General features: G+C 72.9%; 9 protein-coding genes. 2 read left to right on the top strand and 7 right to left on the bottom strand.

Translation table 11 applies throughout. The features are described 5' to 3' along the window. Window positions 1-8 precede the first annotated feature (8 nt). Window positions 9-797, bottom strand: a complete 789-nt coding sequence (locus tag ABD086_RS24580) for a DUF3027 domain-containing protein (protein ID WP_425571705.1) — start codon at window positions 795-797, stop codon at window positions 9-11. Window positions 798-856: 59 nt separating this feature from the next. Between ABD086_RS24580 and ABD086_RS24575 the strand changes: the two genes are divergently transcribed. Next, window positions 857-2,209, top strand: coding sequence for an MFS transporter (locus ABD086_RS24575; protein ID WP_343911195.1), 1,353 nt, complete (start codon window positions 857-859; stop codon window positions 2,207-2,209). A gap of 237 nt (window positions 2,210-2,446) precedes the next feature. Here ABD086_RS24575 and ABD086_RS24570 read toward each other — a convergent pair whose 3' ends face one another. Both ABD086_RS24570 and larE read right to left on the bottom strand, forming a co-directional pair. Continuing rightward, the gene (locus ABD086_RS24570; RefSeq protein ID WP_343911193.1) at window positions 2,447-2,842 is read right to left on the bottom strand and encodes a cold-shock protein; all 396 of its coding nucleotides are present in this window, start codon (window positions 2,840-2,842) and stop codon (window positions 2,447-2,449) included. Between the two features lie 56 nt (window positions 2,843-2,898). After that, entirely contained in the window at window positions 2,899-4,317 is a 1,419-nt protein-coding gene (gene larE, locus ABD086_RS24565; protein WP_343911191.1) for an ATP-dependent sacrificial sulfur transferase LarE, read from the bottom strand. A gap of 79 nt (window positions 4,318-4,396) precedes the next feature. On the opposite strand from larE, the gene ABD086_RS24560 reads away from it, so the two are divergent. Then, window positions 4,397-6,460, top strand: a complete 2,064-nt coding sequence (locus ABD086_RS24560; RefSeq protein ID WP_343911189.1) for a S8 family serine peptidase — start codon at window positions 4,397-4,399, stop codon at window positions 6,458-6,460. A 16-nt stretch (window positions 6,461-6,476) separates the two neighbouring features. Here the strand turns inward: ABD086_RS24560 and ABD086_RS24555 are convergent, their stop codons facing one another. From ABD086_RS24555 to ABD086_RS24540, 4 genes are all read right to left on the bottom strand, one after another. Next, window positions 6,477-8,078: an AMP-binding protein gene (locus ABD086_RS24555; protein ID WP_343911187.1), complete on the bottom strand. Its 1,602-nt coding sequence runs from the start codon at window positions 8,076-8,078 to the stop codon at window positions 6,477-6,479. A gap of 79 nt (window positions 8,079-8,157) precedes the next feature. Next, window positions 8,158-8,568: an SRPBCC family protein gene (locus ABD086_RS24550; protein WP_343911185.1), complete on the bottom strand. Its 411-nt coding sequence runs from the start codon at window positions 8,566-8,568 to the stop codon at window positions 8,158-8,160. Window positions 8,569-8,577: 9 nt separating this feature from the next. After that, window positions 8,578-9,186: a histone deacetylase gene (locus ABD086_RS24545; protein WP_343911183.1), complete on the bottom strand. Its 609-nt coding sequence runs from the start codon at window positions 9,184-9,186 to the stop codon at window positions 8,578-8,580. A 94-nt stretch (window positions 9,187-9,280) separates the two neighbouring features. Next, a complete protein-coding gene (locus ABD086_RS24540; protein WP_343911181.1) occupies window positions 9,281-11,662 on the bottom strand; it encodes an immune inhibitor A domain-containing protein in 2,382 nt (793 codons plus the stop codon). Window positions 11,663-11,676 lie beyond the last annotated feature (14 nt).

Raw genomic sequence — 11,676 nt, 5'->3', positions numbered from 1 at the left:
GGGTACATCTAGACGGGGTCGATGTCGTCCGTGGTGATGGTGTCGAAGACCGGCTCCGGGAGCGGCTGCGGCTCGTGCTTCTTGGCCAGCCGCACCTCGCTGTGCGCGCCGCAGCCGTGGTCGAACGACACGATCCGGCCGTCGTCGTTGGCGTCGCCGTTGGCGCACACGCCGAACATCTCCGACAGCGGCCCGGCGATCCGCAGCAGGAACCCGCAGGTCGTGCACGCGTCCGGGGCCGAGCGAGCCAGCGGCGACTCCGGGCCGCCGTCGCCGTCGTACCACCGCTGCGCGGCGAGGTCGCGGCCCTCCGGGGAGAGCGTGCGGACCCGGCCGAGGCCGAGCTCCTGGGCGACGGCACGGACCTGCGCCTTGTCGTCGGCGTCCAGGGGGTCGTCGCCGAAGAAGTACGTCGGGACCAGGCGCGGGTCGTCGTCCTCGACCGGCAGCAGGTCGCCGGGCGACAGGTCGCCCGGCTTGATCCGCTCGCGGTAGGGCACCCACGGCGGCGCGACGATCGCCTCGTCGCCGGGGAGCAGCACGACCTCGTCGACCGTGACGTACTTCTGGCGCGGCGCGCGGGCCACCGTGACCGCCCAGCGCCAGCCGACGTACCCGGGCCGCTCGCAGGCGAAGAAGTGGGTGATGACCCGCTCCCCCTCGACCAGGTGGCCGAGGTGCTCGCCGACGTCCGCCGCGGCGACGTCCTCGAGGAGGGCGGTGCGGGCGGCGTCGACCGCCGCCACGGTGGCGGAGTCGGGCTTGGGGCGCACGGTCGTCGTCACGGACGAAATCATGACCCATGCGGGACGTCGATGTCAGGTCGGGTGGCAAGGAAGCGGGCAGGATGGGCTCCATGACGGACCTGCCGGACCCCGCGGCGCCCGGCGGCTCGCGGGTCGCCAGGGGCCTCGGGGCGACCGCTCGCGCGACCCGGCGGGCCGGCAGCTTCACGATGCGGACGGCGAAGCGCGCCGCCGAGGCGCAGGGCGCCGGCGAGTCCGGGCTGTCGCGGCTGATCCAGATGCACTTCTTCAACACCGCGGGCGACGCCGCGGTCGCGATCGCCCTCGCGGGGACCCTCTTCTTCACGGTGCCGTCGGGCGAGGCGCGCGGCCAGGTCGCGCTGTTCCTGGGCCTGACGATGCTGCCGTTCGCGATCGTCGCGCCGCTGATCGGCCCGTTCCTCGACCGGTTCGCCCACGGCCGCCGCTGGGCGATCGGCGCGACGATGGCCATCCGCGCCTTCCTCTGCTGGGTGCTCGCGGGCGCCGTGCAGACCGAGTCGACCTGGCTGTTCCCGGCCGCGCTGGGCGTGCTGGTGGCGTCCAAGGCGTACGGCGTGACCCGCGCCGCCGCCGTCCCCCGGTTGCTGCCGCAGGACTTCACGCTGGTCAAGGCCAACGGCCGGGTCTCGATGTCGGGGATCGTCGGCGTCGCGGTGTCGGGTCCGATCGCCGGCCTGGCCTCGCTCGCGGGCCCGGAGTGGGTGCTGCGCTACGCGTTCCTGCTGTTCGTCGCGGCCACCATCGCGGCCGTCCGACTGCCCCCCGCCGTCGACTCCAGCGCCGGCGAGGGCGACCTCGTGCTGCGCGGCGACGCCCGCGGGAAGCGCACGGGCAGCATGCGGATCCCGCCGGCGGTGGCGTACGCGCTGCGCGCCAACTGCGGCCCGCGCTGGCTGTCGGGCTTCCTAATCATGTTCATGGCCTTCCAGCTGCGCGAGAACCCGATCGACGGCTGGTCCACCGAGGTGCTCACCGCGCTCGTGGTCGGCGGCGCGGCGGCCGGCAACCTCCTCGGCGTCGTCGCCGCCTCGGTGCTGAAGCGGATCAACCCCGCGGTCACGGTGACCGCGATCCTGCTGGTCGACGTCGGCGTGGTCGTCTTCGCGTTCGTCCTGTACGGCGTGGTCGCGCTCGCGCTCCTGGGCCTGGTGGCCGGGCTCGGTCAGGCGCTCGCCAAGTTCTCCCTCGACGCGACCATCCAGCGCGACGTGCCCCACCGGGTGCAGGCCAGCGCGTTCGCGCGCAGCGACACCACGCTCCAGCTGGCGTGGGTGATCGGCGGCTTCGTCGGCATCGCGATGCCGATCGACCCGCCACGGCTCGGCCTCGGGGTCGCGGTGGCCGTGCTGGCCGCGTGGGCCGGGTTCGTGCTCACCCGGACGCCGCGGCGGACGCGGCCCGAGGTGCAGACCGGGAGCTGAGCGCGGGGCAGGGCAGGGCAGTCGTCGCGCGCAATTGCGCGACGAGACTGGGCTGGACGCGCTCCCACACCAGTCCGGCCCAGCAATTGCGCGACGAGACTGGGCTGGACGCGCTCCCACACCAGTCCGGCCCAGCAATTGCGCGACGAGACTGGGCTGGACGCGCTCCCACACCAGTCCGGCCCAGCAATTGCGCGGCCAGCCCGGGCGCGAGGGCCGTCGCGTGTCGGCTCTCGCCTACCGCTCCAGCTCGTCGGCGAGCGCGCGCAGCAGCTTGGCCGTCGGCCGGGCGGTCTTCGGGTCCGGGTGCCGGCCGTGGCGGTAGGCCTCGCCGACGTCGTCGAGCAGCCGGATCAGGTCCTCGACGATCGGGACCATCTCGTCCGGCTTCTTGCGCTTGGCGTCGCGCTGGCTGCGCGCGACCGAGGGGGTGCGGTCGAGCACCCGCACCTGGAGCGCCTGGTCGCCGCGGCGGCCCTGCGCGATCCCGAACTCCACCCGGGTGCCGGGCTTGAGGGTCGTGACGCCCTCGGGGAGCGCGTCGGCATGCACGTAGACGTCCGGGCCGTCCTCCTGCGACAGGAAGCCGAACCCCTTGCCGGCGTCGAACCACTTCACCTTGCCAGTGGGCACGGGTCTGTCCTCTTCCTGCACTCTGCCGTCGGACGGGGGGATGCTGCGGCGAAAGTCTAGAGGCGTTCGTTCATCGACCCCGAGCGGAATCCGCGCGGGTCGACCACGGCGACCTCGAAGCCCGCCTCGCGCACGCCGGCCAGCAGCCGCGCCTCGAGGTCGGCGGCCAGCGGCAGGAGGGCGGCGTCGACCTCGACCGAGGCCCGGTCCCCCAGGTCCCGCACCCGCAGGTCGACCAGCCCGGCCCCGCCCAGCGTCGCCCGCGCGGCGGCCTCCGCACGCTCGACCCGGCCGAGCCGGAACGGCGTCACCTCGACGCCGTACGCCACCCGGGACGAGAGGCAGGCCGCCGCCGGCTTGTCCCAGGTCGGCAGCCCCCAGCGCCGGGACGCCTCGCGGATCTGCGCCTTGGTCAGCCCGGCGTCGCGCAGGGGCGCGATCGCGCCCCGCTCGGCGGCGGCCCGGATGCCGGGGCGGAAGCCCGCGACCGCGTCGTCGGCGTTCGTGCCGGTGGCGACGTGGGCGAGGCCGCGCTCGGCCGCGAGCGGGGCGAGCACCTCGATCAGCTCGGCCTTGCAGAAGTAGCAGCGGTCCGCGCCGTTCGCGCGGTAGCCCTCGCGCTCCATCTCGTGGGTCTGGGGGGTCAGCACGTCGACCCCGAGGGACGCCGCGAACTCGCGGGCCGGGTCGCGCTCGACCTGCGGGAGCGAGTGGGAGTAGCCCGTGGCGGCGGCGACGTGCTCCGGGCCCAGCGCCCGGACCGCGGCGGCCAGGAGGAATGCGCTGTCGGCGCCGCCGCTGTAGGCGACCAGCACCGAGCCGCGCTCGCGCAGGTCCGCATCGAGCGCGTCGAGACGCAGCTGGAGGAGGTACCCGTCGAGCCAGGAGGGGAAGTCGCCGAGACCGTCGAGCACGACGTGCGTGCCGGCCGCGACGAGCTCCTCGCGCGTGCAGCCGCCGGTCAGCACCGAGACGCTGAGCGCACCCGCGGCCAGGGCGCCCTCGACGTCGTGCACGTGGTCGCCCACGTAGATCGTGGCGCCCTCGCGGCGTAGCACGTCGGCCTTCCCGACGCCCCACACCCAGCCCTCGAGGTGGTCGACGTCGAGCGCCAGGTGGTCGAGGTGCAGCTGCGCGTTCGCGGGGTACTTCCCGGTCACGACGACCACGCGGCCGCCGTACCGCCGGACCGCCTCGATCGCCTCGTGCGCACCGGCGAGGACCGGGACGTCGGCGATCGCGTGCTGGGGGTACAGCGCGCGGAACCGGTCGCCCGCCGCGGCGATCGCGTCGGCCTCGAGGTAGGGCTCGAGGACCTGGTCGAGCGGCGGTCCGAGCTTGGCGGTCATCTGCTCGACCGGGAACTCGACACCCAGCTCGGCGCCGAGCGCGCGGAGCACGCCCGCGAACCCGGGCACGGTGTCGATCAGCGTCATGTCGAGGTCGAAACCGACGACGAGGGGCGCTGACTGCATGGCCTCAGACTAGGGACCGAGGTGATGGAATTCGAAACTGCTGTCACAATGAGAGGCTCATGTGACGGCAGGGGGAACGGTGCGAGCGAGGATCGGGGCAGGCATCTCGGTGCTGGCGGCTGCCCTCGCGCTGGTGCTCCCGGCGCAGCCCGCCGCCGCGTCCGGCCCGGACGAGCTCTACCTCGTGACTCTCGAGGGCCCCGGCGCGACCGGCCTGCTCGGCCGCCTGGCGCTGCACGCCGAGCAGGACCGGGTGCTGGCCTCCGTCGGTGGCCCCGCTCCCGTCTACCGGTGGGCCACGGCGCTCAACGGCGTCGCCGTCCGCCTCTCCCCCGCCGAGGCCGCGCAGCTGCGCCGTGACGACGACGTCGCGCTCGTCGAGCGCGACGAGGTGCGCCCGCTGGCCGGCCGGCCGGCGCGGACCGGGCTGGTGCCGGGCCTCCCGGCGCGCGACCACGGCGGAGCCGGAGTGGTGATCGGGGTCGTCGACTCCGGCATCGCCCCGGAGAGCCCGGTCTTCTCGACCGTCACCGGCCTGGGCCGGTCGCCGCACGGGTTCGCGGGCGCCTGCCAGACCGGCGAGGGCTGGACCGCGGACACCTGCACCCGCAAGGTGATGGGCGCCCGATGGTTCGTCGACGGGTTCGGCGAGGACCGGGTGCGCTCGTCGGAGTCGCTCTCCGCACGGGACGCCGACGGCCACGGCACCCAGGTCGCGTCGATCGCCGCCGGCGACTCCGGCGTCACGGCGCGCGTGGGCGACCAGCGTCTCGGCACGTACGCCGGCGTGGCACCTCAGGCGCGGCTGTCGGTCTACAAGGCCTGCTGGACCGCCCCCGACCCGCACGACGACGGCTGCTCCACCGCCGACCTGGTCAGCGCCATCGACGCCGCCACCGAGGACGGCGTCGACGTCCTGAACCTCTCCGTCGGCGGCCCGGCCGGCTTCGACACCGTCGAGCGAGCGCTGCTCGGCGCCGCCGAGCACGACATCGTCGTGGTCGGGGCCGCGGGCAACGCCGCTCGCCGGTTCGCCGCGCACGGCTCCCCGTGGGTGACCACGGTCGGCGCGACGATCGGTCCGCTGCGGGAGGGACGCGTGGTCCTCGAGGACGGGACCTCGTTCACCGGCGCGATGGCCGCCGCGGACGAGGTGTCCGCGCGCCTGGTCGTCGGCGCCCACGCGGCGGCCGCCGACGCGACGCGGCAGGCCGCGCGGGTCTGCACGCCCGGCAGCCTGGACGCCGCCCGGGTGGCCGGCCGGATCGTCCTGTGCGAGCGGGGCGTGATCGGCCGCGTCGACAAGTCCGCGGCGGTCGCGCAGGCCGACGGCGTCGGGATGGTGCTCGCCAACCGCGGCCCGGGCTCCGAGGTCGCCGACTTCCACAGCGTGCCGACCGTGCACGTCGACGCCGCCGCCGGCCGCGCGCTGCACCGGTACGACGGCCGGGTGCGGCTGGTCCCGCTCGGCGCGGAGCGCACCACCCCGCAGGTCGCCCACTGGTCGAGCTCCGGGGACCCCGCCGGCCCGGCGCTGAAGCCCGACGTGGTCGCCACCGGCAGCGGCGTGCTGGGGGCGATCACCGGCGAGAGCTCCTGGGACCTCGCGGCCGGGACGTCGGTCTCCGCCGCGGTCACCAGTGGCGCGGCCGCCCTGCTCGTCGCCCGTCATCCCGACTGGTCGGCCGCGGCGGTCCGCTCCGCCCTGGTCACCACCGCTCGTGCCGTCCCCGGCGCCGGGGCGCTCCGGGCCGGCACCGGCCGGGTGGTCGCGGACCCGGCCCTGCGGCCCGGGCTGGTCTACGACGTCTCCCCCGGCGACTACCGGGCCTGGCTGACGGGCACGCTGACCGGCGACCTGAACACGCCGTCGGTACTGCTGTCCGGCGCCGCGGACACCGCCGTACGGACCGTCACGAACGTGACCGGACGGCGGCTCTACTTCTCCTCGCACGTGCGGGGCTTCGCACGCCACGACGTCCGGGTGACCCCGGCGGCGATGCGGCTCGGCCCGGGCGAGAGCGCGACCTTCACCGTGACCGTCGGCCGCACGTCGGTGCCGCAGCCGGACGACGACGGCTGGATCACCTGGCGCGGCGCGACCGGGACCGTGACCCGGATCCCCGTCGTGATCTCGCGCTGACCGTCCTGTCCCGTCGTCAGCCGAGGCCGAGAGCGCGGGCGGACTCCTCGCGCATCTGGACCTTGCGGATCTTGCCGGTGACGGTCATCGGGAACTCGTCGACGACCATCACGTAGCGCGGGATCTTGTAGTGCGCGAGCCGGCCGGTCGCGTACGCGCGGACGGCGTCGGCGTCGAGCGGGTCGGCCCCGGCGCGCACCTTGATCCAGGCGCAGAGCTCCTCGCCGTACTTCTCGTCGGGGACACCGATCACCTGGACGTCCTCCACGTCGGGGTGCTGGTAGAGGAACTCCTCGATCTCGCGCGGGTAGATGTTCTCCCCGCCACGGATCACCATGTCCTTGATCCGGCCGACGATGTTGCAGTAGCCGTCCTCGCGCATCTCGGCGAGGTCGCCGGTGTGCATCCAGCCGTCCGCGTCGATCGCCTCGGCGGTCTTCTCCTGTTCGTCCCAGTAGCCGAGCATCACCGAGTAGCCCCGGGTGCAGAACTCCCCCGGCTGCCCGCGCTCGACGGTCTCGCCGGTGACCGGGTCGACGATCTTGATCTCGACGTGCGGGTGGACCCGCCCGATCGTCGCGGTCCGCCGCTCGAGGTCGTCGTCGGCGCGGGTCTGGCAGGAGACCGGCGAGGTCTCGGTCATCCCGTAGGCGATCGACACCTCGGCCATGTGCATGTCCGTCACGCACCGCTTCATCACCTCGACCGGGCAGATCGACCCGGCCATGATCCCGGTCCGCAGCGACGACAGGTCGTGCTCGGCGAACGTCGGGTGGTTCTGCATCGCGATGAACATCGTCGGTACGCCGTACACGCCGGTGCACCGCTCCTCGGCGATGGTGCGCAGGGTGATCTCGGGGTCGAAGCCGGGGGCGGGGATCACCATCGTGGCGGCGTGGCTGGTGCAGCCCAGGTTGCCCATCACCATCCCGAAGCAGTGGTAGAACGGCACCGGGATGCACAACCGGTCCTCGTGCGTGAAGTTGATCAGCTCGGTCGTGAAGTAGCCGTTGTTGAGGATGTTGCGGTGGCTGAGCGTGGCGCCCTTGGGGTAGCCCGTGGTGCCGGACGTGTACTGGATGTTGATCGGGTCGTCCGGGTCGAGCGTCCAGGTTACCAGCTCGGCGAGCGAGCCGGACGACGCGGTGAGCTCCTCCCACTCCGGGGAGCCGAGGTAGACGACCTGCTCGACCGGGGTCTGGTCGAGCACCTCGGTGACCATCGCGCGGTAGTCGGAGGTCTTGAACGACGGCGCGGAGACGAGCAGCTCGGTGCCCGACTGGTTGAGGGCGTACGCCAGCTCGTGCGTGCGGTAGGACGGGTTGATGTTCACCAGGACCGCGCCGATCTTCGCCGTCGCGTACTGGGTGAGCGTCCACTCCGCGCAGTTGGGCGACCAGATGCCGACCCGGTCACCCTTCCCGATGCCGGCGCGGACCAGCCCGACCGCGAGCGCGTCGACGTCGCGGTCGAGCTCGGCCCAGGTCCAGCGGCGCCCGCTCGCGACCTCGACCAGCGCCTCGCGGTCCGGGTGGTCGGCGACGGTGCGCTCGAAGTTCGCGCCGATGGTCTCCTCGAGCAGGGGCGGCTCGAGCTCGCCCTTCGCGTAGGCCTCCATGGCAGGAACCTACGCCCGCCGGGGTTGGCTCAGCGTTGCGGCGCTCGACAACGGAAAGGCCCCGGTCCCACAGCCAGAATCAGGAGTTCTGTTCGGCCATCCGGACCAGGGCCTCGAGTGCCTGGGGGGTGTCCCCCGCGACCATCGGTCCCATGTCGACCGCCCCGGGGCCGGAGATGTGCGTGCGCACCGTCACCTCCGATCCGGAGTCCGTCGCCTTCACCTCGTGGTCGATGTGGAAGACGAGGTCGCCCATCGTGACCCGGTCCAGGAACCGGCTGCACGGCTCGACGATCTCGAGCACGAACGGCGCCTCGACGCCGCCGGTGAGGGTCATCGTGCCCGCCGCGCCCTCGGCGAAGTGGCCCTCCATGCAGACCTGCTGCACGGATGGATCCCAGCAGTGCCAGCTCCCGACGTCCGACCACAGGTGCCAGACGTCCTTCGGAGATGCGCTCGTCGTCACGGTGCCCTCGTACTCGAAGCTCATAGGGGCACGCTACGCATCAGGCCCCGTCGCGGGAAGGCCTGCGGGGAGGACCGAGTCGAGGTAGTCCCGGACCCGACCCTCGTCCCAGCCCCTCGACTCGCGGAGTCCGAGCGCCATCGCGTCGAGGTACGCCGGTGCGGGGTGCCGGTGCTCGACGTGGTCGGCGCCGTGCGGCGCGGTGAAGGTCAGCAGCGGCGCGCCGTCGTACCGGCCGACCTCGACGAGCGTCTCGTACCGGCCCGGCCCGAGCTCGTGCCGGCCACCGTCCAGGGGCGCCAGCGCCAGGGCCTCGAGCGGGTGGCCGTCGGCCGGGTCCCGGTACATCTCCTGGGCCGCGATGTCGGCGAGCTGGCCCGCGGTGACCAGGTAGCCGCGCGCGGCGGTGAACCCGGGCGTCTCGTGGTCGTAGAACGCCACGCCGCCGCCCCACTGCGGGGACTCGCCGGCGAAGTAGGTCGTCCCGGGCAGGTCGACGGGCACCGACCGGGCCGGGAGCGTGCGGTCGCGGGCACCGGGGTTGACGCGGGTGCCGCCGGGCGGGCAGCCGCCCTGCAGGTAGCAGGCCAGCCGGGCGGCCGACATGTTCGATCCGTAGGAGACGTACCAGACGTGCGACATGACCCCTCGACCCTCGCACAGCAAGCGGTCCGGAACGGGCCGGGCCCCGCCACCCAGGGGGTGACGGGGCCCGGCAAGGTGCTCCTGCGTCGGCTCAGCTGCGCCCGACCCGAACGGTCATCACGCCGTTCTTCGCGACCTTGACCACGCGGATGGTGGTGCCGGTCTTCGGGACGTTCACCGAGTACCAGCCCGGCTGGTAGAAGCCCGGGTGGGTCCCGCCGCTGGTGGTGTGCTCGTCGCTGTCGAACCACCAGTCGAGGGTGTCGTCGAACTGCGGCTGGGCCGGCTGGCCCTGCAGCGTGTACGGCTTGCCCTGGTAGTGCAGCTGCTGCGACGGGGTGCGCGTCAGCGAGAACGCCGAGTCGGCCGTGAGGACCTTGGTCCGCAGGATCGAGCCGTCCGGCGCGTGCTGGAACTCCGGGTGCGCGTCGACCGGCAGGATCTCGCCCTCACCCGGGTGGTCGCCCACGTTGTTGTCGGTGTGCGAGGTGTCCCAGTAGCTGATCAGGGCGCCCGGGGCGAACCGGAAGTGGTCGACCCAGTCCGGCTTCTTCGTGTTGCCCGCGAAGTTGTAGACGTGCTTCAGCGTCTTGTCGCGGCCGACGTACTGGCGGTTGTCCACGAAGTAGGCGTTGAGGAACGGCTTGGTCTCCTCGGAGTGCACGGCCTCGAACCCGTCGAACACCCAGCCCTGGTCGGCGGTCTCGGCGTCACCGATGTTCTCGCCGTCCAGGGTGATGTTGTCGACCTGGAAGCCCGGGTACGTCGCGGCGCCGTCGGTGAGGTACTCCCAGCGGATCGCGTTCGTGCCGACGGGGATGGTCGCCGTGAGGTCGACCCAGGCACCGTCGGTCGTCCCCGAGATGCCGGTGCCGCTGCCGTTGAACGTGCCCTGGTCCTCACCGGGGTAGCTCTGGCTGTTCGGGACGTCGGTCCACGTCTCGCCGCCGTCGCTCGAGGCCTGCAGGAACGCGTAGTCCCAGCCCTCCTCGATGTCGTACCGGACCTTCGCGGTCAGCTCCCCGCCGCCCGAGACCTCGCGGGTCATCGTGTGGTCGAGGTTGTCGCCCTTGCCGGAGTAGTAGAACTTCTCGCCGCAGGTGTCGCACGGGTCGCCGTACTGGAAGGTGACGTTCTTGTCCGGCAGCAGGACGACCAGACCGTTGGGGCGGGTGCCCGAGGTGGACTGGCCGGGACGCAGCTTGTAGGTGCCGGGACGCCCGGCGCGGGCGACGTCGTAGTCGAGCCAGCCCAGCTGGAACTTGTCCCACGCGCCGAACGGCTGCGGCTGCTCGCCGATGCCCTGGTCGCCGCCGAGGCTGCCGCGGGACTGGGCCATCAGCGACCAGTGCTCCACGGTGTTGCTCGCCCCACCGGTGTTGCCGGAGGTGTCGTACTCGTCCGGAAGGCCGAGGTCGTGGGCGTACTCGTGCGCGAACACGCTGAGGCCGCCGTTCTCGGGCTGCATGGTGTAGTCGCTGACCCACACGCCGGTCGGGTTGTTCGGGATCTGGACGGCCGCGCCGTTCGGGTCGGACACGCCGCCCTCGCCGACCTCGACGCCGCCGATGGCGGGGCCGGGGCCGGTGCCGTTGGCGTGGATGCCGACGTTGCCGCGGTGGCTCCAGATGGCGTCCTGGCCGTAGATCGGGTCACCGTCCGCCTCGTCACCGCCGGCGTGCACGATCTGGAAGTGGTCGATGTACCCGTCCGGCTCGCTGAAGTCGCCGTCGCCGTCGTAGTCGTAGCGGTCCTGCTTGTCGAACGTCTTGAGGTAGTCCTGGATCCGGGTCATCGACCAGCCCGCGTCCAGCCGCCCCTGGGTCCACTCGGCGAGCGCGTCGCGCACCAGGAACCAGACGTTGCTGCAGACGATCGAGCCGCAGTAGTCGCTGCCGTAGCGCGCCTCGTTGAAGGGGACCTTCACCCACGCCGTGACGTCGCCCTCGACCGAGTAGATGCCGGAGGACTGCTGCTCGTAGAACTTCTTCATCCGGTTGAAGTACAGGCCCTCGTAGTGGGACCGGTTGTAGTCCTTCTGCCAGACGGTGGAGTTGTCGACCGAGCGGTCGGGCTTCGGGATCTGGTTGTGCAGTGGGCCGTCGTACCGCTGGGCGCCCGACTCGGGGTCGTCCGGGAACGCGCTGTGCCGGGTGTCGCCGAACTCGGCGAGGACGACGAAGATGCGGTCCTTGCCGGTCTGCGCGACCTTGCCGTAGGCGCCGCGGCCGACCTTCTCGACCGCGCCCTTCCCGCCGGTCCGCAGCCGCTTCTCGAGGGCCTGCTGGCGGAGCTGGTCGTAGTGGGTCTTCCAGCCCGGCGTGATGTTGTCGGAGGGGGTGTCCGACCGGTGCTCGCCCGAGGGCGCCGAGCCGGCCGGCTCGGCGCCGGCCTGCGGGGTGGTGAGCGACAGCGCCGTGGCTGCCGCAAGGAGCGTTGCGGTCGCCGATGCGGCGACGCGGGTCCTGCGCAAGAGATGCCTCCTGG

The sequence above is a fragment of the Nocardioides aquiterrae genome (assembly GCF_039526625.1).
Lineage (GTDB): Bacteria > Actinomycetota > Actinomycetes > Propionibacteriales > Nocardioidaceae > Nocardioides > Nocardioides aquiterrae.
This window is presented reverse-complemented; position numbering and strand designations above follow the sequence as displayed.